The sequence below is a fragment of the Marivivens donghaensis genome (genome assembly GCF_011806565.1).
Taxonomy (GTDB): Bacteria; Pseudomonadota; Alphaproteobacteria; order Rhodobacterales; family Rhodobacteraceae; genus Marivivens; species Marivivens donghaensis_A.
The window spans coordinates 19,494-45,165 of record NZ_JAATOP010000005.1 but is presented as its reverse complement, the minus strand read 5'-3'; the positions used below and the strand labels follow the sequence as shown (position 1 = coordinate 45,165).

Genomic DNA, 25,672 nt, shown 5'->3' with positions numbered 1-25,672 from the left:
GCTCCCCCGTCAGGCTGCCGGCATCCGCCGCTCGACGATCTCTGCCCACCAGCTGGTGCCGGCGGGAATGGCATCGTCGTTGAAGTTATACTCGGGGTGGTGGACGGGCGCGGTATCGCCGTTACCCACAAGGATGTACGCCCCCGGACGTTCCTCCAGCATGTAGGCGAAATCCTCGCCGCCCATGATGAGCGGAGCCTCATCACACTGGCCGGAGATACCCTTGGCGACCTCGGCCGCGAACTCGGTCTGCTCTTCGTGGTTCACCATGACCGGATAGCCGCGATAGTATTTGACCTCTGCTTCCGCGCCGAAGCCTTCGGCCACCGACTGCGCGAGCTTGGTCAGACGCGCCTGCGCCAGATCGCGGTTCTCGGCGGTCAGCGTGCGGACGGTGCCCTTGAGGTGGACCTGCTGCGGGATGACGTTGAACGCCTTGGAGCTGGTTTCGACCGACGTCACAGAGACGACCACCTGCTCCACCGGATCGACGTTGCGGGACGCGATGGATTGCAGGGACGAGACGATCTGCGAAGCGGTCACAACGGGGTCGATGCCCTCGTGAGGCTTGGCAGCGTGGCCGCCTTTGCCTTTGACGAAGATCTCGAACTGGTCGGTCGCGGCAAAGAACGATCCCGGACGGATCGCGAATTTGCCGAGCGGCATTCCGGGCCAGTTGTGCATGCCGTAGACTTCCTGAACGCCCCAGCGGTCCATCATGCCGTCTTCGCACATCTCGCGGCCACCCCCGCCGCCTTCTTCGGCGGGCTGGAAGATCACCACGACCGTGCCGTCGAAATTGCGAGTCTCGGTCAGGTACTTCGCAGCGCCCAGCAGCATTGCGGTGTGACCATCGTGGCCGCAGGCATGCATCGCGCCCTCGGTCTTGGACGCGTAGGGCAGATTGGTCGCCTCAAGGATCGGCAGCGCGTCCATATCGGCGCGCAGGCCGATGACAGCGCCGCGCGTGTCGGTTTTGCCTTTGATGACGCCAACCACGCCCGTGCGCCCGATGCCGGTCGTGACTTCGTCACAACCGAACGCGGTCAGCAGTTCGGCCACGCGCGCCGAGGTGCGGTGCGTCTCGAACAGGATTTCGGGGTTCTCATGGAAATCACGTCGCCATTCGGTGATTTCGGAATGCAGTTCGGCAAGGCGGTTTTTGACGGGCAAGGTGCCCTCCATTTCTTAAAATTTGCCTATAGGGTGAAGCATGGCCGCCCTAGCCGCAAGCGGGATCAGAGGCTCGGGCCCAGTTCGATGGGCGATCCGTCGCTGAACCGGTCAAAACGGAAGCGCGTGAGGTCGTACTGCGGGTCCTCGCCCGCCACGAGCCGCGCCGTCACCCGCCCGACGCCAGGTCCGATTCCGAAACCGTGGCCGCTCATCCCTGTCGCCAGCGTCAGGCCGGGGAGCATTGGGACGTGGTCGATGATCGGCACCACGTCCGGCATCGTGTCGATCATTCCCGCCCAAGCGGTCGCGATCTCGACCTTGCCGAGCTGCGGGAATGCGCGCTCGAAACGGGCGCGGGTGAGTTCAACGCGCTCCATATCCGGCGCGGGGTTGAGGATGCGCATCCGCTCGAACGGCGTGACCTCGTCATCGGCCCACTTGCGCTGCGTCGTCCACGCATCGGGGAAGCCCTTGGGCGCGGTCGGGCGATAGCTGTTCCCCTTGGGATCGGCGGCGAGCTGCTTGAGGTACTTCGGCAGCGCGCGGAATGCATCCGGCCCGATGAAGAACGTGTGGTTATCCGAGGCGGCCAGCGAATAGCCCCCGTCGGCGCGGTGGCGGAACGCGAATTCGTCATCGACCCCTCCGCCCGCGAAAACCTCGGGCAGAGGTTTGGTTGCGGAGACCGTCGCGCGGACCGACAACTGCGGGACCGAAACGCCATGCTTGCGCAGGAACAGCGAGGACCACGCCCCGCCGGCCAGCACCACGGCATCCGCTCTGATGCGGCCCTTTTCGGTCGCAACGCCCGCGACCTTGCCCGTCGCCATATCCAGCCCGCGTACAGCGCAGTTTTCGATGATCGTCACCCCTGCCCTGACGGCGGCGCGGGCCATCGCGGGGACGGCCTTCCAAGGTTCGGCCTTCATGTCGGACGGGGTGTACATCGCGCCGATCCAGCGCTTCGACGGGATAAACTTGCCGACCTCGCCCAGCGTGACCATGCGGGTGTCCAGCCCCACATCGCGGGCGTAGCCGATCCATTTCTCGTAAGCCTGCATCTCGTCTTCTGTGCGGGCCATGTAGGCGGTGCCGCCTTGGCGCAGGCCGATATTCTCGCCCGCTTCCTCTGCCATCTCGCGCCACATCGTTTGCGCTTCAAGGACAATCGGCAGTTCCGCCGGATCGCGCCCCTGCGCCCTGATCCAACCCCAGTTTCGCGAGGACTGCTCTCCCGCCACGCGGCCTTTTTCCAAGAGCACCACGCGCAGGTTCTTTCGCGCCAGTTCCCACGCGGTCATGACGCCGACAACGCCGCCGCCAATGACAACGCAGTCCGCCGCAACGGGCAGCGGTGCATCGTGTTCAATCGGGGATTTGTCGTGAATCGGGAAAATCATGGCGGGGCCTCCACGCTCAGGCTGCCCCGCGCCGTGAAAGCCCGCAAGCACAATTACTTAGTGGGCCATCGACTTCTGGATGCGCCGCAGCGTCAACCACACCGCAATCACCACGACGGGCGTGACAGTGGCGTAGAGCCAGTATTTCTCGATGTGCAGCAGCTTCTCCGCTGGGGCGAGCATGTAGAGCACGAGGTTTAGCGCGTAGTAGCTGATCGCTACGACAGAGAGCCCTTCAACCGTGTGCTGGAGCCGCAGTTGCAGGTCCGAACGGCGGTCCATGCTGGTCAGCAGCGCTTGGTTCTGGGCCGAGCGGTCCACGTCCACACGGGTGCGCAGCAGGTCGGCGGCGCGCATGGCGCGGGTCGAGACGTCGCGCATCCGCGCTTCGGTCGATTTGACGGTGCGCATCGCGGGATCGAAACGGCGTTTCATGAACTCGCTGAACATCTGGCGCCCGCCGAAGCGTTCTTCGCGCAGGACCTCGATCCGGTCGTTGACGATGTTTTCATAAGCCGCCGTCGCGCCGAAACGGAACGAGGTCTGGGCGACCATCTTTTCCAGTTCAGCCGACACGCCGAGCAGCGCATGGAGCGTCTCCGACGGTTCGATCTGGTCCGACGTCATGCCTGTCACAAGGTCCAGCAGCCGCGTTTCGGTGTCGCCTAGTTTGGGAGAGATCTCCCGCGCTTCCGCAAAGCCGAGCATCGCCATCGTCTTGTAGGTTTCGATCTCGCACAGCCGCTGCACCACGCGTCCGATACGGCGCTTGCCGCAATGCGGGGCGGCGAAGACCGCGAAACGCATGTGACCGGCGGAGTCGATGCGGTAATCGCCCGCGATCACCAGATGACGGTCGACGCACCAGCTGACGGCGAGGCTCTCGCCCACGAACCAGTCGTCGATGCGCTGCACCATGTCGTCCTCGGTCGGCATCGCTTCGATGCGGATAAGGGCCGAGGTGATCCGCACCCCCGGCGCACCCGCGAGCCAGTCGTCGGGGAACAGGCGGAAGGTTCCGGCGTCGAACGGACGCTCGGCCACGCCGTCACCGATGATGGTGTAGGTCACGAATTCGGTGTGGCTTTCCCACTTCAGCCAGTGCTTTCCGATCTGGCCGAAATAGTGCGTCGCCCCCGGCTGCGGATGCGACGCGCCGAAACGGTCGAGCAGCGCGATGAGGTGCGCGCGTTCCGCATCCCTGTCGCGGCCTTTGTTGCCGTTCGCGGGTTTGATCGCGAGATAGGCCGCACGGCCCGGTGCGGACATGACGGGAAACGGACGGGCGTGAAGCTCGTTCGACAAAGGATAGCGGAGGTCGTGGTCTTGGATCGGTGTCATCGTCATCAGCGCTCAGTCTATAACGATGGACACTAGCGGGGCTTCCCGCGCACGCAAAACGATTTTTGCAGTGTTTTTAAATATTTAGCGGCACACGATGGTATACCGTGTGCCGCTTTTCATGTCAGGTGGTCAGATGCAAACCACGTCCAGCGGAGGGAAGCCGTTGAAACAGACCGACGAGTAGGTCGAGGTGTAGGCACCCGTGTTGCGGATCAGAACGCGGTCGCCGGCCTTCAGGGTCAGCGGCAGCGGCATCGGGCGCTTTTCGTACAGAACGTCGGCGGAGTCGCAGGACGGACCGGCCATGATGCACGGACCCATTGCGTCGTTGTCACGCGGGGTTTCGAACTGGTAGCGGATCGCCTCGCCTTCGGTCTCTGCCAGACCCGAGAAACGGCCGATCGACAGGTAGACCCAGCGGTGAACGTCGCGGTCCGACTTGCGGGACACGAGCAGCACTTCGCAGGCGATCACACCGGCTTCGGCAACCATGCCGCGGCCCGGCTCTGCCATGATGGTGGCAACGTCGCCGAACTTGGCGTTGATCATTTCCATGACCGCAGCGGCGTAGTCGGTCGGTGCCTGAATGGCCTCGCCGTAGAAGGCAGGGAAACCGCCACCGATGTTCAGCAGGGTCAGGTCGTGACCGGCTGCTTTGCCTGCGTGCCAGATCTCTGCGAGCGCGTCGAGCGACGGCTCCCACATCTCTGCCTTGCGGGTCTGCGAACCGACGTGGAACGAGAAACCGACAGGGTTCAGGCCGAGCGACTTGGCGACGTCCAGAAGGCGGATCGCGGTGTCCTTGTCGCAGCCGAACTTGCGGGTCAGCGGCCAGTCGGCCTGGCTGACTTCGACGATCAGGCGGATGTATACGTCAGAGCCGGGTGCGTGCTCTGCGATCTTTTCCAGCTCTTCGTCGGCGTCGGCGGCGAACAGGCGGATGCCAGCGTTGTAAGCCCACGCGATGTCCGCCGGACGCTTGATGGTGTTGCCGAACGAGATGGTCTCGGGACGGGCACCCTGCGACAGGCAGATTTCGATCTCGCCGCGCGATGCGGCATCGAAGTGCGAGCCGAGCGACACGAGGCGGCTGATGATTTCCAGAGCGGGGTTGGCTTTGACAGCGTAGTGGATGTCAGCGCGGCCCAGACCTGCTTTGAGAGCGTTGAACTGCTCTTCCACGCGATCGACGTCGACGATCAGGGTCGGACGGTCGAATTCGTTATTGGCGACGTAAGCGTCCAGACGTGCGGACATGGGGTGCTGAGAGGCGGATTGCGCCCCTGCTACAGCATAAGTCATGGTCATCTCCTATAGACCCGGCCATATATGACCGCTCACTTCCAATGGAGACGTTACCGTCGCTGCTGTAACACGTTCAGCGTAACTGCTTTACCGGCCAGAGGCGCGTGCGTTGGCGTCTTGGAGCGGGCGTTTGATCTAAACGTAGTGCGTTTTCAACAAAAATTTTGGTGCGCCCCGAAAAAACTTTCCGGTCGGCGCCAAAGCACTGGTTTTTATGATCAAAACCGTCATTTTTCCGTCGGTTTTGATCAAAAGATCCCCTCGCCAAACCGCAGCTGCTCCGTGTAGAGGAATGGTATGGCCAGACTGATCCTGTTCAACAAACCCTTCGATGTGCTCTCGCAGTTCACGGATACCAAGAATCCGACACCGCGCGCGACGCTCAGCGACCATCTGACGATTCCATCGGTCTATCCGGCGGGGCGACTCGACCGCGATTCCGAGGGGCTTTTGCTGCTGACGGATCACGGACCGCTTCAGGCGGCGATCAGCAATCCGAAGTACAAAGAGCCGAAGACCTATCTGGTGCAGGTCGAGGGCGATCCGAGCGACGCCGACCTCCAGCCGCTGCGCGATGGCGTTGCGCTGAACGACGGCCCCTGCCGCCCTGCGAAGGTCCGCCTGATCGACCCGCCCGATCTGTGGGAGCGCAATCCGCCCGTCCGTTTCCGCAAGTCGATTCCCGACCGCTGGATCGAGATGACGATCACCGAAGGCCGCAACCGTCAGGTTCGCCGCATGACCGCCGCCGTGGGTCTGCCGACGCTGCGGCTCGTGCGGTGGCAGATTGGGGAATGGAGCGTGGCTGGCCTCGCCCCTGGTGAATGGCGCGAGGTCGAAGTGGCCGCGCCCAAACCGCAGCCCAAACGCCGTTTCAAGCGCAAATACTGATCACCAGACCTCTGGGTCGATCCCCTGCTCTGCCAATGCTGCGAACTTGTCCTGCAAGAACCGCTGGAAAGGCTGGTCCGCGTAAGCACCCGTCGCCACGTATTCCAGCGCGGACATATGGTGGAACGGTTTGAAGTAACCGGGCATCCGGAACACCTCTTTCGGGGCGCCGTCCTCCAGCGTGTAGAACATCTGGGTGGGCGTAAAACTGACGCCCCATGAGGCGATCTGGCTCTTCTCCTCGCGCTCCACACCATCGAACCCAACCATCCCGCGCGAGCCCCACAGGTCGAGTTGCACCACGTCGAAATTGGCGGTGAGGTAGTCGGTGATCTCTGGCCGCTCGAAGTTTACCTCGTGCAGTTCCTTGCAATACGGGCAGCCGCGCTGCTCGACGAGGATAATCAGCCCCTTCCCTGCGGCGTCGGCGTCTTCGAGGTCGTATTGCAGTTCGAGAAAGCTATCGAGGAAAAACGGCTGATCGTGCAGCCCGTCATCCCTCATAACCACGTCGGCGCGCGCGGAGCCAGCGAGAACAGTGGCAGCCGCGCCCATCACAAAACGTCTACGCTTCATGAAAAAATCCTCCCCTATCGCGGGGAGGATCATAGCACGTTTATCGAATTTCCCGAAATGCGGGCTTATTCGGCGGGCACCAGCGCGGGGGAGATCGACGCGCGGCGCTCAAGCAGGACTGCGGTAATACGCGCACCTGCAATCATGGAGACCAGCGCGAGGACCGCAGCGACCGACAGAAGCGGCACGCCAGCCAGACCCGCACCGATGGTGCAGCCGCCAGCCAGAACACCGCCGAAGCCCATCAGCGCAGCACCCGCGAGGTAGCGACCGGTCTGGCCCGCGCTTTCGAAGCTCTGCCACTGGAAACGGCCCGTCAGCAGCGAGATGACCAGCGATCCGACTAGCGTACCAGCGATCAGCGCGGTGCCGAAGGTCGGCGCAACGGCGGTCGAGGCGATGACGTAGAACAGGCTCTCGGTCCAAGTGGAGGTGAAAGCGAGGCTCTCGATGGTGATAGGGTCGAAGGGATCGTTCAGCACGTAACCCGTACCGGCCCAAGCGGCTGGCACCAGCAGGCCCAGCAGCGCGGCAGGCACGAGGGTGGTCCAGCTTGCGCGCGATTTCACGATCAGCGCGATGGCCAGCGCAGCAAAGGCAACACCCCAGAGCCAACCCGGTAGCGGAAGGGTGCCGCCGTAAGGCACAGTCACCGACCCCGCAGCAACGCGCCAAGAGGACAGCAGGCCCTTGAGCGTGGCGTGGGCCACAACGGCGAACACCAGCACGACAGTTGCCGCGCGCAGGTTCCCCGATGCCGCCAGAACGGTCAGACGGGCGGCGCAACCACGGGCCAGCACCATGCCGATACCGAACAGCAGACCGCCGCCGACAATCGCGACAATCGGCAGATCGCCGGTCATGAAGCGGTGACCGCCGAGGTCCAGCACACCGAGGGACACAACATACTGCGTGCCGATCACAGCGACCGCGAGGGCCAACGCCCAAGCCGCACCAGCCGCCGCACGCTCGCCTTTGTCACCTGCAATTGCGCGACGCAGACAGAAACCGCTGACGAGCGCCAGCGCACCAAACAGAACACCGACAATCAGACCGAGCCAAACCGACAGTTCGGCGGGAGTATAGTTTTCGAAAGGCAGAGTTTCGTACATGGGTATTCTCCGAAAATTCGGAGGACCACCTAGGGCTATCCTTTCGGACGCGCAAGGGCCGCGCAAAGAACAAATGTTTCGGTATGGCCGTACAGGCAGAACGGAATCACTAATTCATAAATATGAATACCAACGGTCAGAAGTGATTGTTCCGCCCCGGTGGTAAAGGCTCCCTAATTTGCCCCGCACAAAGAAAAAGCCCCGCCGGAGCGGGGCTTTCCTGTCTTGATTGCGCTTGTCTTACTGGATTTTGCCGAGCAGCTCGTCCAGCGACTTCTTCGCGTCGCCGTAGAACATGCGGGTGTTTTCCTTGTAGAACAGCGGGTTCTCGATGCCCGAGTAACCGGTGCCCTGACCGCGCTTGGACACGAACACCTGTTTCGCTTTCCAGACTTCTAGAACCGGCATACCAGCGATGGGCGAGTTCGGATCTTCCTGAGCGGCCGGATTCACGATGTCGTTCGAGCCGATAACGATCACAACGTCGGTCTCGGGGAAGTCGTCGTTGATCTCGTCCATTTCCAGCACGATGTCGTAGGGCACCTTGGCTTCGGCGAGAAGCACGTTCATGTGACCCGGCAGACGACCGGCAACGGGGTGGATCGCAAAGCGGACTTCCTTGCCCTTCGCACGCAGGCGGCGGGTCAGTTCAGCGACATTCTGCTGTGCTTGCGCAACGGCCATACCGTAACCCGGAACGATGACAACGCTGTCGGCATCTTCGAGCGACTGTGCAACGCCGTCGGCGTCGATTGCGATCTGCTCGCCTTCGACTTCCATTGCCGGACCGGTGGTGCCACCGAAGCCGCCGAGGATTACCGATACGAACGAACGGTTCATTGCCTTACACATGATGTACGACAGGATCGCACCCGACGAGCCGACCAGAGCACCAACAACGATCAGAAGGTCGTTGCCAAGGCTGAAGCCGATAGCAGCCGCCGCCCAGCCCGAGTAGGAGTTGAGCATCGACACCACGACCGGCATGTCGGCGCCGCCGATGCCCATGATCAGGTGATAGCCGATGAACAGCGCAGCGAGCGTCATCAGGAACAGCGGGAAGAAGCCGCCGGTGTTGAAGTACCAGATCAGACAGATCACCGAGAGCGCAGCCGCAGCGGCGTTCAGGATGTGACCACCCGGCAGCTTTTCGGCCTTCGAGGTGACTTTGCCAGCCAGCTTGCCGTAGGCGATGACCGAACCGGTAAAGGTCACGGCACCGATGAAGATACCGAGGAACAGCTCGACGCGCAGGATGTTCTGCTCGACGGCGGTCTTGTGTGCCAGAAGCTCCGCGAATGCACCGAGGTCCATTTCGTGCAGCATGATCTGCTTGCCCTCTTCCGACAGGGTCGAGGACATGCCGGCCATGACGTCCATGACGTGGCTCAGTTCAAAGTGCGCGACATAGCCCACAAAAACCGCAGCCAGACCGACGAGCGAGTGCATGGCAGCCACAAGCTGCGGCATCTCGGTCATCTGGACCTTCGTGGCGACCTGATAACCAATTGCACCGCCGGCAGCTATGAGGATCAGCGACAGCAGCCAGAAGCCCGAACCCGGACCGACGAGCGTTGCGGCAATGGCGAGTCCCATGCCCACAATGCCGTACCAGACAGCGCGCTTGGCGCTTTCCTGACCGGACAGACCGCCCAGCGACAGGATGAAGAGAACAGCGGCGACGACGTAGGCCGCGATGGTGAAACCGAATTCCATTGTCCCCTACTCCTTACGATTTCTGGAACATGGCGAGCATACGCCGTGTCACGAGGAAGCCGCCGAAGATGTTGATACCGGCCATGAAGACCGACAGGGCAGCGAGGATGATAACGAGGAACGAACCCGACCCGATCTGCATCAGAGCACCAAGGATGATGATCGACGAAATCGCGTTGGTCACAGCCATCAGCGGGGTGTGCAGCGAGTGCGCAACGTTCCAGATGACCTGGAAGCCGATGAAGACCGACAGCACGAATACGATGAAGTGCTGCATGAACGAGGCCGGAGCATAGAGACCGGCCAGCAGCATCAGCGCGCCGCCGACGGCGAGAAGCGTAACTTGGCTCTTGGTCTGGGCTTTGAAAGCGGCTGCTTCCTTGGCCTTCTTTTCGTCCGGCGTCAGCTCTTTCGGCTTTTCCTGCGACTTGGCAGCAATCGCCTGAACCTTCAGCGGCGGCGGCGGGAAGGTGATCGCGCCGTCATGGGTCACAGTCGACGAACGGATCACGTCGTCTTCCATGTTGTGGTTAACCACACCGTCCTTCTCGGGGGTGAGGTCAGACATCATGTGGCGGATGTTGGTCGCGTAGAGCGTCGACGCCTGCGCAGCCATACGCGACGGGAAGTCGGTGTAGCCGATGATGGTGACGCCGTTCTCGGTGACGAACTTCTCGTCCGCGACGGTCATCTTGCAGTTACCGCCCTTTTCGGCGGCGAGGTCGACGATAACCGAACCCGGCTTCATGGCTTCCACCATGTCCTTGGTCCAAAGCTCGGGAGCTTCGCGGTTCGGGATCAGCGCGGTGGTGATGACGATATCGACTTCAGGAGCCAGTTCGCGGAACTTCTTGAGCTGTGCGTTGCGGAACTCTTCGGACTGGACCGAAGCGTAACCACCCGTCGAAGCGCCGTCCTGCTGTTCTTCCTCGAAGTCGAGGTAGACGAACTCTGCGCCCATCGATTCAACCTGCTCGGCCACTTCGGGACGAACGTCGAATGCGTAGGTGATTGCGCCTAGCGAGGTCGACGTACCGATTGCGGCCAGACCGGCAACACCGGCGCCTACAACCAGAACCTTAGCGGGCGGGACCTTACCGGCGGCAGTGACCTGACCGGTGAAGAAGCGGCCAAAGTTGTTACCGGCTTCGATAACAGCGCGGTAACCCGCGATGTTCGCCATCGACGACAGGGCGTCCATTTTCTGCGCGCGCGAGATACGCGGCACCATTTCCATAGCGATAACGCTGGCACCCTTTTCCGAAGCGAGCTTGAGGCCCTCTTCGTTGGCACCGGGGTTGAAGAAGGTGATCAGCAGCTGGTCCTTGCGGAGCATACCGATTTCTTCGGTGGTCGGAATGCGGACCTTGGCCACGACGTCGGCGGCATCGAACAGCGCCTTGGCACCGTCGACAACTTCAACACCGGCTTCACGATACAGATCGTCGGAAAAGCCCGCGTTCTCACCGGCTCCGGACTGGATAAGGCAATCGTAGCCTAGTTTCTGCAGATCCTTGGCCGAGGCCGGAGTCATTGCGACCCGGTTCTCGCCGTCGAGTATCTCCTTAGGTGCGCCGATTTTCACGACAGTCCCCCTTAAAATATTTGCATCACAGACGAATTAGCGAAGGTAATTATATTTCACAAGAACGTGCTTACCTGTATTCTTTAGTATGCCGCGAAATGTGTCACATGTTTGCGCTCACAACCAACGGCGGGTCTTTTCGCAGTACCGTGCGAAGTCCATTCTGAACTTTCTGCGCAGTCTGTCTTCTTCGGGAATGATGAAGCGACGTTCGATGATCCACACAAACACCGGCAGAAGCGGCAGCGCCAAGGGCGCGTCGAACCGCAGGATGAACCCCAGCAGCATCAGCGCGTCACCAAGGTAAATCGGATTGCGCGTACGCCTGAAGATGCCCGACTGAACGAGCCTGTCGGCCTCCATATGCGGGATGATCGTGGTGCGCTGCTTGCGCATCTCCAATGCTGCAAGAGCAATAAGAATAAGGCCGCCACCGATGAAAATGCCGGCCAGAAGGCCGATCCAGTCACCGCCGAATGACAGCCCGAAAAGCTCTGCGCGCCCGATCCACCAGGACAGGGCAACGAAGGCGGCCCACCAGATGGGCGGTATGTCGATCCACTTCATACGTGCACAGTGCAACGCGACGTGTGCCTTGTCACGGGATCAAAGACGTATGAGGGTGCGGCCAAATACCCTTATGACGAAAGTAGCCGCCCGATGACCGATTTTGCAGCAACCCGTAAAGCCTTCGACCTGCCCGAGGGGGTGATTTATCTGGACGGAAATTCGCTCGGGCCACTCCCGACCGCAGCGAAGACCAAAGTTGCAGCCAGAATGCAGGATGAATGGGGCGAAATGCTCATCACCGCGTGGAATCGCGCGGGCTGGATGGAAGAGCCGCGTCTGATCGGCGACCGCGTTGGAAAGTTGGTTGGCGCCCCGAAGGGGTCCATCGTCATGGGCGACACGCTCTCGATCAAGGTGCATCAGGCGCTGGCCTCTGCGCTGGAACTGCGTGAGGGTCGCCGCGTGATCCTGTCGGACACGGGCAACTTCCCGTCCGACCTCTATATGGCGCAGGGCATCGCGCGGACGCTCGACAAAGGGCACGAGCTCAAAACCGTCGCGCCCGAAGACGTGCTGGCAAACATCGACGAGACCGTCGCCGTCGTCATGATCACCGAGGTCGACTACCGCACGGGCCGCAAGCACGACATGGCAGCGATCATCGAGCGCGCCCATGACGCGGGCGCTCTGGTCATCTGGGATCTCGCGCATTCCGCCGGCGCGATCGAGGTCGACCTTGGCGGCACCGGCGTCGATTTCGCCGTGGGCTGCACCTACAAATTCATCAACGGCGGTCCGGGCGCGCCCGCATTCATCTATGTCCGCCCCGATCTGGCCGACCAGTGCCGCCCCGCGCTGTCGGGCTGGCTGGGCCACGAGGCGCCGTTCGCCTTCGATCTGGACTACCGCGCAGGCGATGGCATCGACCGGATGCGCTGCGGCACCCCACCCGTACTGGCGCTCGCCGCGCTGGGGGCTGCACTGGATGTCTGGGATCAGGTGGATATGGCCGACCTGCGCGCGCGGTCCATCGAACTGTCCGAACGTTTCATCAAAGGTGTCGAGGCCGCCTGCCCTGCCCTCACCCTCGTCAGCCCGCGCGACCCGCAGGCGCGCGGCTCGCAGGTGTCCTTCGCCTTCCCCGACGGCTACGCCGCGATGCAGGCCGTCATTGATCGCGGTGTGATCGGCGATTTCCGCGCGCCCGACATCATGCGCTTCGGCATCACGCCTCTGTATCTGAATGAGGACGACATCGACAAAGCGGTCGAGATCATCGCGGACGTCATGAACAACGAGCTGTGGAAAGACGCGAAGTACCAGACCCGCGCCGCAGTCACTTAAACCTTCAGCCCGCGCCCCAGAAGGCCCGCAATCTGGCGGATCGAGGCTTGATAGGCGTCAAAGTTGTCAACCTGCTCCTTAATCCCGAACCACAGACGCTGGATCAGCAGCGCCATATCCTCGGCGCTGTTGTCCGTCTCACGCAGGCTGATGCGGTTGGCCCCCGCCTCTTTGGTCAGCCATGCGGCGACCTTGGTGCGCAAGAGCGCCGCCCACTCGGCGATTTCTGCCGCCGCGACGGAGCTCTTCGCCTCCAGCAGTTCCTGCCCGTGAGTCGTGGACAGCATCAGTTCAATCGCGGGACCACCAGCCGCCTCGAACACGGCAAGGATCGCCTCCGACGGGTCGCGGGCTGGGGTCAGTTCCCGTTCTAGCGCCTCCGCTCCATGCGCGAGGTAGAGCACGGTCAGAGAGCGGAAAATGTCTTCTTTATTGCGGTAATGCAGGTACAGCGCAGCCCGCGACATGCCCGCGCCCTTGGCGATATCCTCCATCGAGGTCCGCCGATAACCGTACTGGCTGAACGCAACGATGGCGGCGTCCATGATCGCCTGCACGCGCGGATCTGATTTGAGTGATATCGTGTCCATACCGACCAACTGACATTTCGCGTTCATTTTGTCAATTGACACCGTGACACTTTGCGCCCATTTTGTCAGAAACGGGATAACGGAGGGACAGATGGCCCATTCGCTGACAATCAACGGCCGGACGCACCGCGTCGACACGCCGGACAACGTGCCCCTTTTGTGGGTGCTGCGCGACGAGCTGGGCATGACCGGCACCAAATACGGCTGCGGCGTTGCCGCTTGCGGCGCCTGCACGGTGCAGATCGACGGTGAGGCCGTGCGGTCCTGTCAGGTCGCCGTGGCCGATGTCTGGGGCGAAGTCACCACGATCGAAGGCGTGGGCACGCCGGACAATGTCGCGACCATCCAGCAGGCGTGGATCGATCATCAGGTCGCCCAATGCGGCTACTGCCAGTCGGGCCAGATCATGCAAGCCGCCGCCCTGCTGGCCGAGAACCCCGCCCCCAGCGATCAGGACATCGACGATGCGATGCAAGGCAACCTCTGCCGCTGCGGAACCTATCCGCGCATCCGCGCCGCAATCCATGACGCCGCCCAGCGCATGAAGGAGGCATAAGATGTCCCGCATCGGTAAAATCGCCCGCCGCACGTTCCTGTTCGGCGCTGTCGCCGTCACCGGTGGCGCGGCCTTCGGCTATTACAAACTGGTCGAAACGCCTCCGAACCCGCTGAAGCCCACCGAAGGCGCGGCGCTGAACCCCTATGTCATCGTGGATGGCAATGGCGTGACCGTCGTGGCTCCGCGCGCTGAAATGGGTCAGGGCATTTCCACCACCCTCGCCGCGCTGGTGGCCGAAGAGCTCGACGTGGCTGTCGAGGATGTCACCGTCATTCACGGCCCGCCCGCGAAGGCCTACTTTAACCAAGCAATCATGGGCGCCGCCTTCCCCGTCCTCGAGTACAAGCGCAAGGACTGGCAGGAGGACGCGGCGCATTTCATCGGTAATGCGGCCAAGTTCTTCAACATGCAGATCACCGGCGGCTCGTCCTCGACCAAGGACGGCTATGTGAAGATGCGCGAGGCAGGCGCGCAGGCCCGCGAGATGCTGAAAGAGGCCGCAGCGAAGCGCTTGAACGTGGCAGCAGACCGCCTCGGCACCGATAACGGCGCCGTCGTCGCGCCCGACGGCACCCGCATTCCCTATGCCGATCTGGCGGGTGAGGTCGCGGGACTGGAGCCGCGCGAGGTTGCGCTGCGCGATCCGTCCGATTGGAAGGTCCTACGCACCTCGCAGCCGCGCACCGATATGGTCGGCAAGTCCACCGGCACCGCGACGTTCGGCATCGACGTGCGCGTTCCGGGGATGAAGTTCGCCACCGTCCGCATGAGCCCGCGCCGCGCAGGGATGGTGACGTTCGATGCCTCGGACGCGATCCTGATGGACGGGGTAGAGAAAATCATCGACCTCGGAGACGGCATCGCTGTCATCGCGCAGAACACTTGGCTTGCCATTCAGGCAGCAGAGGCCGTGTCGATCACTTGGGCGGATGCGAGTTATGACGGCAGCACCGAGCAGCACAATGCCGCGCTGGTCGCGGGTTTTGATACCGAGCCGAACAACACGGGCCGCGACGAAGGCGATGTCACGCAGGACGTCGCCGGCACCGAAGTCATGGCGGAATACACCGTGCCGTTCCTCGCCCACGCGACGATGGAGCCGATGAACGCCACCGCTCTCTATACCGGCGACGCGCTGGAGGTCTGGGCCCCGACCCAAGCCCCCGTCAGGGTGCGCGACGGCTGCGCCGAGGCGGTCGGTCTGGATGCGGATGCAGTGACCGTTCACACCACGCTCATGGGCGGCGGTTTCGGGCGGCGCGGCGAGTTTGACTATGCCGTTATCGCGGCCCGCGTCGCGCACGAAATGCCGGATGTCCCCGTTCAGGTGACGTGGTCGCGTGAAGAAGACATGCGCCACGACTACTATCGTCCCGCCGCGATCGCGCGGATGCGCGGGGTTGTCGACGGCGGGAAGCCGGTGCTGCTGGATGCCAAGGTGTCCTCGCCGTCCGCCACCCATCAGGCGATTGGCCGCATGATGGGCATGAACATGAGCGGTCCGGATGCCGAGCTCACGGCAGGCATGCACGACCAGCCCTTCGCGATCCCCAACTACCGCACCACGGCGCATATCGCGGATATCAGCGTTCCGATGGGCTTCTGGCGGTCGGTCGGTGCGAGCTACAACGGCTTCTTCACCGATTGCTTCATCGACGAGTTGGCAGTTGCGGCGGGTGCAGATCCGCTGCAGTTCCGTCTGGATATGGTCCGCCCCGAGCACGCACCTTCTGCCAAGGTGATCGAGGCCGTCGCGGAGATGTCCAACTGGGGCAGCGCCCTACCCGCAGGCACGGCGCGGGGTGTGGCGTTCACCTACTCCTTCGGCACGCCCGTCGCGCAGGTAATGGAGATTGCGGAGACAGACTCGGGCATCAGGATGAACAAGGTCTGGATTGCTTGCGATCCCGGCGTTGCGCTGGACCCGCGCAATATCGAAGCGCAGATGACCGGCGGTTGTATCTACGGCCTTTCGGCGGCGCTCCACGGGCGGATCACTTTCGAGGACGGCGAGGTGCAGCAGTACAACTTCCCCGACTATGATGCGGTGCGGATGTACAACGCCCCCGCATTCGAGGTGCGCGTTCTGGAGAACGCGGGCCGCGTCAGCGGTGTCGGCGAGCCGGGCACTCCCCCTGCGGCGGCGGCGCTGGCCAATGCGCTGTTCGCTCTAACGGGCAAGCGGGCGCGGAGCCTACCGCTTTCTGAAGAATACGCTCTAATTAATTAAGATTGTAGATAAAAATCTGTGGTGGCGGAGCGTTTTCCGCTGCCACTGAATCGCCCCATTAGCCTCATATTTACGCCTTTCGCGCTTAATACCCATCCAAATGAATAGGTGTGCCACCTCATTCTTAGGCACACAAAGGATGGAAGACGCATGGCCGATATTACCGGTTTTAAGCTCAATAATGGATCGCTTGGTCCTTACCTGAACCTCAAGAACGCGACCTACGACGCGCTCGAGCCTATTTATTCTGGCAACGTCACGGTCTACTACGTCAACAGCAGCGGCCAAACGGTCGCGACAACCGTCAGCGGCACGTATCATGTGGCCTCAACTGGCGAAGTCGTGTTCGTCCCCTCATCATCGTTCCCGCAAAACCTTGTTTACGTCACGCTGGATGATGCGACGCGGGACTATCTGAACTCCATTCCCAAGGGTGATGCGTCGAACAACACGTTCAACGGCAGCAACGACGCCGACTACTACTGGGATGGCCGAGGCGTCGAGCAAGCCTCCGGCGGCGGCAACGACGTCATCAACACCTACGGCGGCAATGACCGCGTGTTCTCTGGCAAGGGCAATGACACGATCAACGCGGGCACGGGCAAAGACTTGGTCCGCGCGGGCGGCGGCAACGACCGCGTTATTGCGGGCGACGGTGACGACACTGTCTACGGCGGCGCGGGTCAGGACACGATTTTCGGCGGCGCGGGCAACGACTCCATCTACGGCGGTGCAGGTCAGGATTCGATCGACGGCGGCGCTGGCAATGACGTGATCGACGCCCATACCGTGGGCGAAAAGGAATACTTCAGCTGGACTAACTTCGATCAGTCCGGCGCCCAACAGGATATTTCAGGCGGGTTCACGCAGAACACCGGCTCGATGAACGTCACGTTCACGCAGAAGAACGACGGCGTCCTTCAGGAAACGAAGACATATGTCGGCGACTCTGCCAGGAGCATTTCGCCGCTCTATACCGAGAACGGTGAACCGTATGACCCCTACTCTGCCGTGTATATTCGCGGTCAGGGCGGCGAGAATGTTTCCACCTCGACGCTGACGTTCGACGCGCAGGACGGCTCCGGCCTTCAGGACAACGTCTCCAACGTCAACTTCCGCATCAACGATATCGACACGGCCGAATTTACCGATCAGGTGATTATCCGCGCCTATGATGCCAACGGCAATCCGGTCTATGTCGACCTGACCGGCGCCTCGGGCCACATCGTCACCGACGGCACGACCGCGACTGTCACGGCGAACAACCCGAGCACCACGCAATGGAGTGGGACTGGCTCGGTCAAGGTTGAAATCGCGGGCCCCGTTAGCCGTATCGAGATCGAGTTCAATCAGGTCTCCGGCACGGGCGACCAGAACGCGATCTATATCACCGATGTCCACTTCGAGACCCTGCCAGACACCACCATCGGCGACACCGTCGAAGGCGGCCTCGGTCAGGATACGATCTACGCCGGTGCCGGTGCGGACTGGATTTCGGGTGGCAACGATGCCGACCTGATCTATGCGGGCGACGGTGCGGACACGATCTACGGCGGCGCGGGCAATGACCGCATTTTCTACGGCGAAGGCGCGGATACCGTCTACGGCGGTGACGGCGACGACACCATCGATGACGTTGGCGGATATGCCCACAACACGGCGTCGACCATCTACGCGGGCGCAGGCAACGACCAGGTCTGGGGTACCTCGGGCGGCGATTCCATCGACGGCGGAGACGGCAACGATAACCTCATCGGGGAGGTCGGCGCGGACTCCATCGCGGGCGGCGCGGGCAACGACTATATCGACGGCGGCACCCAGAACGATACGCTGGACGGCGGCACGGGCGACGACCGCGTCTATGGTGGCGACGGCTCGGACGTTTTCCGACTGAGCGACAACTTCGGCCATGACACACTGGTCGGCGGCGAAGGAGCCGAGGTCGATTTCGGCGACGCCATCGACGCGACGGGCCTTTCGAACGGCGTCACGGTCGATTTCTCGGCTCCCGAAACCGGCACAATTTCCGACGGCACGAACGAGGCCGACTTCTCGGAAATCGAGGCGCTACTCCTCGGGGCTGGCGACGACACGGTGCTTGCCTCGGACGGCGCGGACTACGTGTCCACCGGCGCGGGCAGCGACTACGTCGACGGCGGCGCGGGCGACGACATTTTCGTGATCGGCAACACGCTCACGGGCGGCGCGGACAATTCGTCGGACACCATCTACTTTGCCGATGGCGACGGCCACGACCTGATCTACGGCTTTGCCTCGCCGCAGCTACAGCCCGACGGCACCTACTATGCCCAGGACAAGATCGACGTCTCGGGCATGCACGACGCCAACGGCAATCCGGTAAACATCTGGGACGTCACGGTCGAAGACTACGGCGGCAACGCCCGTCTGCTGTTCCCGAACGGCGAATCCCTGACGCTCTACGGCGTCTCGCCCGCGACGATGCAGGACCCCGTCGCGCTGCTCTCAGTCGGGATTCCCGACACCGACGGCACGATTGAAGGCTCCGACGGCGCGGACGTCATCGACTTTGACTACGCCGGTGACCCCGACGGCGACCGCGTCGATCACGACGACAACTTCAAAGGCGGCGAGCGCAACGCCGACACCATCGACGCTCAGGGCGGTGATGACATCGTCTATGCGGGCGCAGGCGACGACGTTGTCTACGGCGGCGGCGGTGCGGATACGATCTACGGCGGCGCGGGCGCGGATACGCTCTATGGAAACACCGGTGACGACGATATTTACGTCGGCTCGGGTGACAGTGCCTACGGCCAGCGCGGCAACGACGATCTCTACGTCACCGACACCGGCGATGAGCCCGCTGATATCCACATCTACGGCGGGTCCGAGGATGACGACGGCGACGGTGATACGCTCTACCTCGGCGAAATGGCCGATATGTCGACGCTGGTGCGCAACCAGAATCCCGACGGCAGCTATAGCGGTTCGGTCCAGCTCAAGAACGGCTCGACCCTCACCTATGACAACATCGAGAACATCATCTGCTTCACCCCCGGCACGATGATCCTTACGCCTTTCGGTGCGCGCGCGATCGAAACGCTGGAGCAAGGCGATCTGGTCATCACCCGCGACAACGGCATCCAGCCGATCCGCTGGATCCAGCACCGTACCGTGCCCGCGTTCGACAACTTTGCACCGATCCGGATTAGCAAGGATGCTCTGCCGACGCTGGAGCGTGATCTGCTGGTGTCACCGCAGCACCGGATGCTGCTGGACGGCTATCTGGCTGAACTGCACTTTGGCGATGACGAGGTTCTCGTCACGGCGAAGCACATGATCGACGACGCGCATGTGACCGTGCAGCAAGGCGGCTTTGTCACCTATTTCCACATGATGTTCGACCAGCACGAGATCGTCTATGCCAACGGCGCGGCGAGCGAGAGCTTCCATCCGGGTGAAATCGGTCTGTCGGCTGTTACGGATGCCGCGCGCGAAGAACTCTTCGGTCTGTTCCCCGAACTGCGCGCCAGTCCCGACGCCTATGGTGATACCGCGCGTCGCTGCCTGAAGCGTCACGAAGCCCAGCTCATCATGCCAGCGAAACCGAAGCTGCCGGCTGGGATTTACGCGGCTTAGGCTGAGGCGAGGACTGCGGTTTTTGCGGCCTGCCACTTGCGGGCCGCATCGCCCAGCGCTTCGAACAGCGGGCGGGACACCGGATCGTTCGCAGCGTTCCATTCGGGGTGCCACTGGACCGACATGGTAAAGCCCGGCGCGTCCTTGATGTAGATCGCCTCGGGCGTGCCGTCGGGCGCGTAGCCGTCGACCACCACGCGGCTGCCGGGTTCCTTGATGCCCTGCCCGTGCAGCGTGTTGGTCATCACCTTCGCACTCCCGAGCAGCGCGGCAAACGGGCCGTCTTCGCTGAGCGATACGCAATGGCGGAGGGCGAACTTCTCCTCCAGCGTGCCGTCGGGCGGCATACGGTGGTTATCGCGTCCGGGAAGGTCGCGGATTTCGGGATACAAGGACCCGCCCATCGCGACATTCACCTCTTGGAAACCGCGGCAGATGCCCATGATCGGCTGGCCGCGCTCGACGCAGGCACGCACCAGCGGCAGCGTGATCGCATCGCGGTTTTCGTCGAAATCGCCATACGCGGGCGTGGGATCTTCGCCGTACTGGCTGGGGTGCACGTTCGGGCGACCACCCGTCAGCAGAAAGCCGTCACAGGTTTCCAGCAGTTCCTCGACTGTGACGACCGTGGGGTCGGCGGGAATGAGGAACGGGATGCAGTCCGCGACCTTGGAGATCGCCTGACTGTTCATCTGCCCGCCGGTGTGGGCGGGGTACTGGCCGTTGACGAGTTCGTTGTTGCTGATGATCCCGATGATTGGGCGCGCCATTTACGTGGTCCTTTCGCTCTTACAGCAGAAATAACCATGAAACGACGCACGCAAAAGGACTTTGAAATGCGCGGTTAGTCTGCGTCAAAGCACTGAGTGGATCAGTCTTCGCCCACAAAACCCGCAGCTTTGATGCCTGCGAGGGCACAAGTTGCATCGTTGTCGCTGGTATCGCCGGTCACGCCGACCGCGCCGATCAGGGTGCCTTCGCCGTCGCGGACCAGAACGCCGCCCGGAACCGGAACGACTTTGCCGTCAAAGAGGCCGTTGATCGCGCCCATGAAATACGCCTGCTGTTCGGCGCGAGCCATTTGCGCACGTCCGCCCATGCCAAGCATGATGCAGCCGTTGGCCTTACCGCGGGCGATTTCGAAGCGGCCAGCGGAAGAGCCGTCCTCACGCTCGAACGCGACGACGTGGCCGCCTGCATCCAGAACAACGACGGACATCGGCTTGAAGCCGTGGTCGCGGGCGGTTTGCAGCGTCACTTCGACGATTTTGCGGGCAGCGGCGAGGTTGAGAGCGGTCATAAGCGGGTCCTCCAGTCAGATTTTGGAAGAGCCTATCACCGCCGACGTCAGGCGCCAGCGGCAAGTTTCGTTTGCAAGTTCTTCAACCTGTGCGACAGTTTGCGCGTTACATTTGATGGAGGCCAAAATGGCCGAAGAAACCGACCTTTCCTTTACCCGCACCCTGCCCGTTTCGCGCGAGAAAGTCTTTGCTTGCTGGACCACGCCCGAGCACCTCAAACAGTTCTTCGTCCCGCGCCCTCACAAGGTGATCGACTGCGTGATCGACCTGCGCCCCGGCGGCGCGTTCAACACGACGTTCGATATCGACGGCACCGTGATGGAAAACGGCGGCGTGTGGCTGGAAGTCATTCCCAATGAAAAGCTGGTGTTTACCGATGCTTACACGACCGGATGGAAACCGTCGCCAGAGCCGTTCATGACCGCGATCGTAGAGCTGTCGGACGCCGACGATGGCGGCACGATTTATACGATCACCGTCCGTCACCGGAACGCCGAAAGCGCGGCAAAGCACAAAGAGATGGGGTTCTTTGAAGGTTGGGGAACGGTGGTCGACCAGTTGGTCGAATACGCGCAAACGCTGGACTAGGCCTTGGGTCTACGCTCGGCGCGGCAACGGTCGGAGCAATAACGGACGTTTTCCCAGTCCTTTGCCCACTTCTTGCGCCACGAGAATGGCCTGCCGCAGGATTCGCAGACTTTCTGCGGCAGGTCGGATTTTTTGCGCATACGCGCCATGGTGTCAGCCGCCGTTGGTGACCGGATCGACCGTCGTGGCTTCGGTATCGGTACCCGGCGCGACGGTGTCGGCAGGCATACCACCCGAGAACACGCCGCCCATCCACGCAAAGAAGACGACGACGACAATGGCGACTGCGATGCCCATACCGATGAGCGGACCGCTATGACGCTTTTCCTGTTTCTTGAGATTGGTGTCAGGAGCTGACATGGATTGACCTCTTTAATTCATATGATCCCGGCCCGTTGAAGGCCATCTGGTTACGGCCTACCTAGCTAGGACAATAAGAACTGCAATCAACTCGCTCGTGCGAGATCGCAGCAGGAGATTTGAATGAAAGATGCTACCCCGCAGACTATTTATCTGAGCGATTACAAACCGTTCGGTTACATTGTCGAAGCCGTCGAGCTGACGTTCCGGCTTCACCCGACTCAGACCCGCGTAATTTCGAAAATCAAGTTCAGCCCCAACCCTGATGCGAAAGACGGCGAGTTTTTCTTGCATGGCGAGAATATGACGCTGATTTCGGCCAAGATTAACGGCGCCGACATCTCGCCCGAGATCTCCGCTGAGGGTCTGCGCGCCAACGCACCGAACGATCCGTTCGTTTGGGAATCCGAGGTTGAAATCAGCCCCGAGACCAATACCGCGCTCGAAGGTCTCTATATGTCGAACGGCATGTACTGCACCCAGTGCGAGGCCGAGGGTTTCCGCAAAATCACCTACTACCCCGACCGCCCCGATGTGATGAGCGTCTTTACCGTCCGCATCGAAAGCGATCTGCCGGTGCTGCTGTCGAACGGCAACCCAGTGAAGATGGATAATGGCGTTGCCGAGTGGCACGACCCGTGGCCGAAGCCCGCGTACCTCTTCGCGCTCGTTGCTGGTGAGCTCGTCAACTATTCGGGCGATTTCACCACCATGTCGGGCAAGAAAGTCGACCTGAACATCTGGGTCCGCGAAGCCGATCTGGGCAAGTGTGCCTTCGGCCTCGAGGCGCTGAAGCGTTCGATGAAATGGGACGAAGACGTCTACGGTCGCGAGTACGACCTCGACGTGTTCAACATTGTGGCCGTTGACGATTTCAACATGGGCGCGATGGAGAACAAGGGTCTCAATATCTTCAACTCGTCCTGCGTTCTGGCCTCGCCCGAGACGTCGACCGATGCGAACTTCGAGCGGATCGAGGCGATCATCGCGCACGAGTATTTCCATAACTGGACCGGCAACCGCATCACCTGCCGCGACTGGTTCCAGCTGTGCCTGAAGGAAGGTCTGACCGTATTCCGCGACCAGTCCTTCACTGGCGACATGCGCTCGCACGCGGTCAAGCGCATCGACGACGCGATCATGTTGCGCGCGCGCCAGTTCCGCGAGGACCAAGGCCCGCTGGCGCACCCCGTGCGTCCCGAAAGCTTTGTCGAGATCAACAACTTCTACACCGTCACCGTCTACGAAAAGGGCGCCGAAGTTATCGGTATGCTCAAGCGTCTGGTGGGTGACGAGGCGTATAAAAAGGCGCTCGACCTGTACTTCGACCGTCACGACGGCGAGGCTGCGACCATCGAAGACTGGATCAAGGTGTTCGAGGATTCGACCGGCCGCGATCTGTCCCAGTTCAAGCTGTGGTACAGCCAAGCGGGCACCCCGCACGTCCACGTCAGCGACAGCTTCGAGGACGGCACCTATGCGCTGACGCTCCGCCAGGTTCACAAGCCGTCGCCGGGTCAGGACACCAAGAAACCGATGGTCATTCCTGTGGCCGTCGGCCTTCTGTCCCCCAACGGTGACGAAATTGTTCCGACCACCGTGCTGGAACTGACCGAAGAAGAGCAGACCTTCACGTTTGACGGTCTGGGCGCAAAGCCGATTCCGTCGGTCCTGCGCGACTTCTCGGCCCCCGTCGTGCTGCACATCGACCAGTCGGACAAGGATCGCGAGTTCCTGCTCGCCCACGACACCGATGCGTTCAACAAGTGGGAAGCGGGGCGAACGCTGGCGCGTAACACGCTGATCGACATGATCACCAACAACGCCGAGCCGAACGCCGATTTCCTTGCCGCGCTGGAAAGCGCAATCAAGGACGAGAGCCTCGAGCCCGCGTTCCGCGCCCTGCTTTTGGGTCTTCCGAGCGTCGATGACCTTGCCCAGACCCTCGCCGGTGCTGGCGAGACGCCCGATCCGTGGGAAATCCACGCCGAGCGTGACCGCCTGAAGCGCGCGATTGCGGAGCACTGCAACGACACGCTGGCAGACCTCTACTTTGCCCATCAGGTGCAGGGTGAGTACTCGCCCGATGCCGTCAGCAGCGGCAAGCGGTCGCTGACCAACGCGGCGCTGGCCTACATCACGCTGGTCGACGGCGGTCAGACGGCCCAGCGCCAGTTTGCTGCGGCCAACAACATGACGCAGGAACTGGCTGCGCTCTCTGCACTGATCACCATCGGCATGGGTGAGGAAGAACTCACGGACTTCCATCACCGCTGGCAGAACGACCGCCTTGTCATGGACAAGTGGTTCAGCCTCCAGACCGCGCTGGCCGCGCCCGAGGACGCGAGCGGGATTGCCCGCCGCCTCACCGAGCACGCTGCGTTCGACTGGAAGAACCCCAACCGCTTCCGTTCGCTGTTCGGCGGCCTGACCTCGAACACCGCCGGTTTCCACAATCCGGACGGTTCGGGCTATGCGCTGCTGGCCGACTGGCTGATCAAGCTCGATGCGATCAACCCGCAGACGACGGCCCGCATGACCACCGCGTTCGACACATGGAAGCGTTATGACGCCGAGCGTCAGGCGCAGATGCGCGGCGAGCTGGAACGTATTCTGGGAACCGAAAACCTGAGCCGCGACACCTACGAGATGGTGTCGCGTATGCTCAAAGCCTAACCTTCGGGCGGCGCGGCCATGGCTTCGATGAAGTCGGGTCGCGCCCTCGGCGCAGGCATATTGTAGGATACGCAATAGTCCTGCTCGCGCGTCCACGACGCAATCGCATCGACCATCGCTTCGTTGCGCATCGGCCCCCAATCTGCGGCCAGCCCCCTCCAACGCCCGTCATGCAGCGCAATCGCGTTATCGCGGCGCACCGTGTACGACATGATCCGCGCGGCGCAGCGCAGGTTCGCCATGGGACGTTTTAGCGCGTCGCCAGTGGTGGCTTTGCAATCGAAGTGCTGGGCTGTCGGCGGTGCGATCTGCAAAAGGCCGAACCACAGCCCGCCTCCGCCGACCGCTTCGGGATTGTAGGTGCTTTCGTACCGCGTGAGCGCAGACATCAAACCGACCCAGAACGCATTGCGCTTGGCATCATTGTTTTCCGCGTAGGCAGGGCAGAAGCGGTCGATGTCGCGGGGAATGACGGACTCCAGCGGGCGCGGATGATTGCCCAGCGCCGTCAGCATCGCCATCGTCCACATGTCCCCGTCCCCGTCCGCATGACCGACCCAACGGGCGCGCGGCACGTAGAACGGACGCGGCAATGGCGGCTGCGCGGATACCACGGGACCGGCGACAAGCTGCGGCGGCTCCGGTCGCAATTGCGGTGCGCTGACAGCAATAGGCGCATTGTCGATAAGATGAATCCCCGAAACAGCCTCGTCCGGTATGGCACGAACCTGATTGGCCATCGGCAGTAAAGCCGCGGCGAGGCAGAGAGCTCTGGTCAACATAGGGCA

General features: G+C 62.1%; 22 protein-coding genes. 7 read left to right on the top strand and 15 right to left on the bottom strand.

Features of this window, described 5'->3' with window-relative positions; all coding sequences use genetic code 11:
* Positions 1–9 precede the first annotated feature (9 nt).
* The 4 genes from HCZ30_RS08685 to HCZ30_RS08670 all read right to left on the bottom strand — a co-directional run bounded on the left by HCZ30_RS08685 (position 10) and on the right by HCZ30_RS08670 (position 5,228).
* Positions 10–1,173: a M20 aminoacylase family protein gene (locus HCZ30_RS08685; protein WP_167637900.1), complete on the bottom strand. Its 1,164-nt coding sequence runs from the start codon at positions 1,171–1,173 to the stop codon at positions 10–12.
* A 65-nt stretch (positions 1,174–1,238) separates the two neighbouring features.
* Complete coding sequence (locus HCZ30_RS08680) at positions 1,239–2,576, bottom strand: NAD(P)/FAD-dependent oxidoreductase (protein ID WP_167637899.1); 1,338 nt, start codon at positions 2,574–2,576, stop codon at positions 1,239–1,241.
* A 57-nt stretch (positions 2,577–2,633) separates the two neighbouring features.
* On the bottom strand, positions 2,634–3,917 hold the full coding sequence (locus HCZ30_RS08675; RefSeq protein WP_167638123.1) for a DUF3422 family protein: 1,284 nt from the start codon (positions 3,915–3,917) through the stop codon (positions 2,634–2,636).
* Between the two features lie 132 nt (positions 3,918–4,049).
* The gene (locus HCZ30_RS08670) at positions 4,050–5,228 is read right to left on the bottom strand and encodes a type III PLP-dependent enzyme (RefSeq protein WP_167637898.1); all 1,179 of its coding nucleotides are present in this window, start codon (positions 5,226–5,228) and stop codon (positions 4,050–4,052) included.
* 294 nt (positions 5,229–5,522) lie between these two features.
* Here HCZ30_RS08670 and HCZ30_RS08665 point away from each other — a divergent pair, with 294 nt between their 5' ends.
* Complete coding sequence (locus HCZ30_RS08665) at positions 5,523–6,116, top strand: pseudouridine synthase (RefSeq protein WP_167637897.1); 594 nt, start codon at positions 5,523–5,525, stop codon at positions 6,114–6,116.
* Here the strand turns inward: HCZ30_RS08665 and HCZ30_RS08660 are convergent, their stop codons facing one another.
* The 5 genes from HCZ30_RS08660 to HCZ30_RS08640 all read right to left on the bottom strand — a co-directional run bounded on the left by HCZ30_RS08660 (position 6,117) and on the right by HCZ30_RS08640 (position 11,672).
* Positions 6,117–6,692 carry a thioredoxin family protein gene (locus HCZ30_RS08660; protein ID WP_167637896.1) on the bottom strand — a complete coding sequence of 192 codons (576 nt, stop codon included), beginning with the start codon at positions 6,690–6,692 and terminating at the stop codon, positions 6,117–6,119.
* Positions 6,693–6,757: 65 nt separating this feature from the next.
* On the bottom strand, positions 6,758–7,804 hold the full coding sequence (locus tag HCZ30_RS08655; RefSeq protein ID WP_167637895.1) for a YeeE/YedE family protein: 1,047 nt from the start codon (positions 7,802–7,804) through the stop codon (positions 6,758–6,760).
* Between the two features lie 240 nt (positions 7,805–8,044).
* Positions 8,045–9,520, bottom strand: coding sequence for an NAD(P)(+) transhydrogenase (Re/Si-specific) subunit beta (locus tag HCZ30_RS08650; RefSeq protein ID WP_167637894.1), 1,476 nt, complete (start codon positions 9,518–9,520; stop codon positions 8,045–8,047).
* Positions 9,521–9,533: 13 nt separating this feature from the next.
* Complete coding sequence (locus HCZ30_RS08645) at positions 9,534–11,105, bottom strand: Re/Si-specific NAD(P)(+) transhydrogenase subunit alpha (protein WP_167637893.1); 1,572 nt, start codon at positions 11,103–11,105, stop codon at positions 9,534–9,536.
* Between the two features lie 117 nt (positions 11,106–11,222).
* Positions 11,223–11,672: a methyltransferase family protein gene (locus HCZ30_RS08640; protein WP_167637892.1), complete on the bottom strand. Its 450-nt coding sequence runs from the start codon at positions 11,670–11,672 to the stop codon at positions 11,223–11,225.
* 93 nt (positions 11,673–11,765) lie between these two features.
* Between HCZ30_RS08640 and kynU the strand changes: the two genes are divergently transcribed.
* Entirely contained in the window at positions 11,766–12,959 is a 1,194-nt protein-coding gene (gene kynU, locus HCZ30_RS08635; protein WP_167637891.1) for a kynureninase, read from the top strand.
* On the opposite strand, the gene HCZ30_RS08630 is transcribed toward kynU, so the two are convergent.
* Entirely contained in the window at positions 12,956–13,576 is a 621-nt protein-coding gene (locus HCZ30_RS08630; RefSeq protein ID WP_217703041.1) for a TetR/AcrR family transcriptional regulator, read from the bottom strand. The two genes, kynU and HCZ30_RS08630, sit on opposite strands and share 4 nt — an antisense overlap.
* 64 nt (positions 13,577–13,640) lie before the next feature.
* Here HCZ30_RS08630 and HCZ30_RS08625 point away from each other — a divergent pair, with 64 nt between their 5' ends.
* From HCZ30_RS08625 to HCZ30_RS08615, 3 genes are all read left to right on the top strand, one after another.
* A complete protein-coding gene (locus tag HCZ30_RS08625) occupies positions 13,641–14,105 on the top strand; it encodes a (2Fe-2S)-binding protein (protein WP_167637889.1) in 465 nt (154 codons plus the stop codon).
* Between the two features lies 1 nt (position 14,106).
* Positions 14,107–16,338: a xanthine dehydrogenase family protein molybdopterin-binding subunit gene (locus HCZ30_RS08620; protein WP_167637888.1), complete on the top strand. Its 2,232-nt coding sequence runs from the start codon at positions 14,107–14,109 to the stop codon at positions 16,336–16,338.
* Positions 16,339–16,488: 150 nt separating this feature from the next.
* Entirely contained in the window at positions 16,489–19,959 is a 3,471-nt protein-coding gene (locus HCZ30_RS08615) for a Hint domain-containing protein (RefSeq protein ID WP_167637887.1), read from the top strand.
* Here the strand turns inward: HCZ30_RS08615 and HCZ30_RS08610 are convergent.
* Positions 19,956–20,729, bottom strand: coding sequence for a gamma-glutamyl-gamma-aminobutyrate hydrolase family protein (locus tag HCZ30_RS08610; protein ID WP_167637886.1), 774 nt, complete (start codon positions 20,727–20,729; stop codon positions 19,956–19,958). The genes HCZ30_RS08615 and HCZ30_RS08610 overlap by 4 nt on opposite strands.
* Before the next feature lie 101 nt (positions 20,730–20,830).
* Positions 20,831–21,259, bottom strand: a complete 429-nt coding sequence (locus tag HCZ30_RS08605) for a GlcG/HbpS family heme-binding protein (RefSeq protein WP_167637885.1) — start codon at positions 21,257–21,259, stop codon at positions 20,831–20,833.
* A 127-nt stretch (positions 21,260–21,386) separates the two neighbouring features.
* Here HCZ30_RS08605 and HCZ30_RS08600 point away from each other — a divergent pair, with 127 nt between their 5' ends.
* Positions 21,387–21,848, top strand: a complete 462-nt coding sequence (locus HCZ30_RS08600; protein ID WP_246212697.1) for an SRPBCC family protein — start codon at positions 21,387–21,389, stop codon at positions 21,846–21,848.
* Here HCZ30_RS08600 and HCZ30_RS08595 read toward each other — a convergent pair.
* Both HCZ30_RS08595 and HCZ30_RS08590 read right to left on the bottom strand, forming a co-directional pair.
* Positions 21,845–21,997, bottom strand: a complete 153-nt coding sequence (locus tag HCZ30_RS08595; protein ID WP_167637883.1) for a DUF2256 domain-containing protein — start codon at positions 21,995–21,997, stop codon at positions 21,845–21,847. The two genes, HCZ30_RS08600 and HCZ30_RS08595, sit on opposite strands and share 4 nt — an antisense overlap.
* 4 nt (positions 21,998–22,001) lie before the next feature.
* Positions 22,002–22,208, bottom strand: coding sequence for a hypothetical protein (locus HCZ30_RS08590; protein WP_167637863.1), 207 nt, complete (start codon positions 22,206–22,208; stop codon positions 22,002–22,004).
* A gap of 123 nt (positions 22,209–22,331) precedes the next feature.
* Between HCZ30_RS08590 and pepN the strand changes: the two genes are divergently transcribed.
* Positions 22,332–24,884 carry an aminopeptidase N gene (gene pepN, locus HCZ30_RS08585; protein WP_167637882.1) on the top strand — a complete coding sequence of 851 codons (2,553 nt, stop codon included), beginning with the start codon at positions 22,332–22,334 and terminating at the stop codon, positions 24,882–24,884.
* Here pepN and HCZ30_RS08580 read toward each other — a convergent pair.
* Entirely contained in the window at positions 24,881–25,666 is a 786-nt protein-coding gene (locus HCZ30_RS08580) for a transglycosylase SLT domain-containing protein (protein WP_167637881.1), read from the bottom strand. The genes pepN and HCZ30_RS08580 overlap by 4 nt on opposite strands.
* Positions 25,667–25,672: the final 6 nt, after the last annotated feature.

What these genes read in the sequence shown, in the direction of transcription:
- HCZ30_RS08625 (WP_167637889.1), top strand. Translation starts at nt 13,641, where the DNA reads ATGGCCCATTCGCTGACAATCAACGGCCGGACGCACCGCGTCGACACG.
- HCZ30_RS08615 (WP_167637887.1), top strand. Translation starts at nt 16,489, where the DNA reads ATGGCCGATATTACCGGTTTTAAGCTCAATAATGGATCGCTTGGTCCT.
- HCZ30_RS08650 (WP_167637894.1), bottom strand. Translation starts at nt 9,520, where the DNA reads ATGGAATTCGGTTTCACCATCGCGGCCTACGTCGTCGCCGCTGTTCTC.
- HCZ30_RS08590 (WP_167637863.1), bottom strand. Translation starts at nt 22,208, where the DNA reads ATGTCAGCTCCTGACACCAATCTCAAGAAACAGGAAAAGCGTCATAGC.
- HCZ30_RS08605 (WP_167637885.1), bottom strand. Translation starts at nt 21,259, where the DNA reads ATGACCGCTCTCAACCTCGCCGCTGCCCGCAAAATCGTCGAAGTGACG.
- HCZ30_RS08665 (WP_167637897.1), top strand. Translation starts at nt 5,523, where the DNA reads ATGGCCAGACTGATCCTGTTCAACAAACCCTTCGATGTGCTCTCGCAG.
- HCZ30_RS08660 (WP_167637896.1), bottom strand. Translation starts at nt 6,692, where the DNA reads ATGAAGCGTAGACGTTTTGTGATGGGCGCGGCTGCCACTGTTCTCGCT.
- HCZ30_RS08620 (WP_167637888.1), top strand. Translation starts at nt 14,107, where the DNA reads ATGTCCCGCATCGGTAAAATCGCCCGCCGCACGTTCCTGTTCGGCGCT.
- HCZ30_RS08655 (WP_167637895.1), bottom strand. Translation starts at nt 7,804, where the DNA reads ATGTACGAAACTCTGCCTTTCGAAAACTATACTCCCGCCGAACTGTCG.
- HCZ30_RS08630 (WP_217703041.1), bottom strand. Translation starts at nt 13,576, where the DNA reads ATGAACGCGAAATGTCAGTTGGTCGGTATGGACACGATATCACTCAAA.
- HCZ30_RS08640 (WP_167637892.1), bottom strand. Translation starts at nt 11,672, where the DNA reads ATGAAGTGGATCGACATACCGCCCATCTGGTGGGCCGCCTTCGTTGCC.
- kynU (WP_167637891.1), top strand. Translation starts at nt 11,766, where the DNA reads ATGACCGATTTTGCAGCAACCCGTAAAGCCTTCGACCTGCCCGAGGGG.
- HCZ30_RS08680 (WP_167637899.1), bottom strand. Translation starts at nt 2,576, where the DNA reads ATGATTTTCCCGATTCACGACAAATCCCCGATTGAACACGATGCACCG.
- HCZ30_RS08675 (WP_167638123.1), bottom strand. Translation starts at nt 3,917, where the DNA reads ATGACACCGATCCAAGACCACGACCTCCGCTATCCTTTGTCGAACGAG.
- HCZ30_RS08610 (WP_167637886.1), bottom strand. Translation starts at nt 20,729, where the DNA reads ATGGCGCGCCCAATCATCGGGATCATCAGCAACAACGAACTCGTCAAC.
- HCZ30_RS08595 (WP_167637883.1), bottom strand. Translation starts at nt 21,997, where the DNA reads ATGGCGCGTATGCGCAAAAAATCCGACCTGCCGCAGAAAGTCTGCGAA.
- HCZ30_RS08600 (WP_246212697.1), top strand. Translation starts at nt 21,387, where the DNA reads ATGGCCGAAGAAACCGACCTTTCCTTTACCCGCACCCTGCCCGTTTCG.
- HCZ30_RS08670 (WP_167637898.1), bottom strand. Translation starts at nt 5,228, where the DNA reads ATGACCATGACTTATGCTGTAGCAGGGGCGCAATCCGCCTCTCAGCAC.
- HCZ30_RS08580 (WP_167637881.1), bottom strand. Translation starts at nt 25,666, where the DNA reads ATGTTGACCAGAGCTCTCTGCCTCGCCGCGGCTTTACTGCCGATGGCC.
- pepN (WP_167637882.1), top strand. Translation starts at nt 22,332, where the DNA reads ATGAAAGATGCTACCCCGCAGACTATTTATCTGAGCGATTACAAACCG.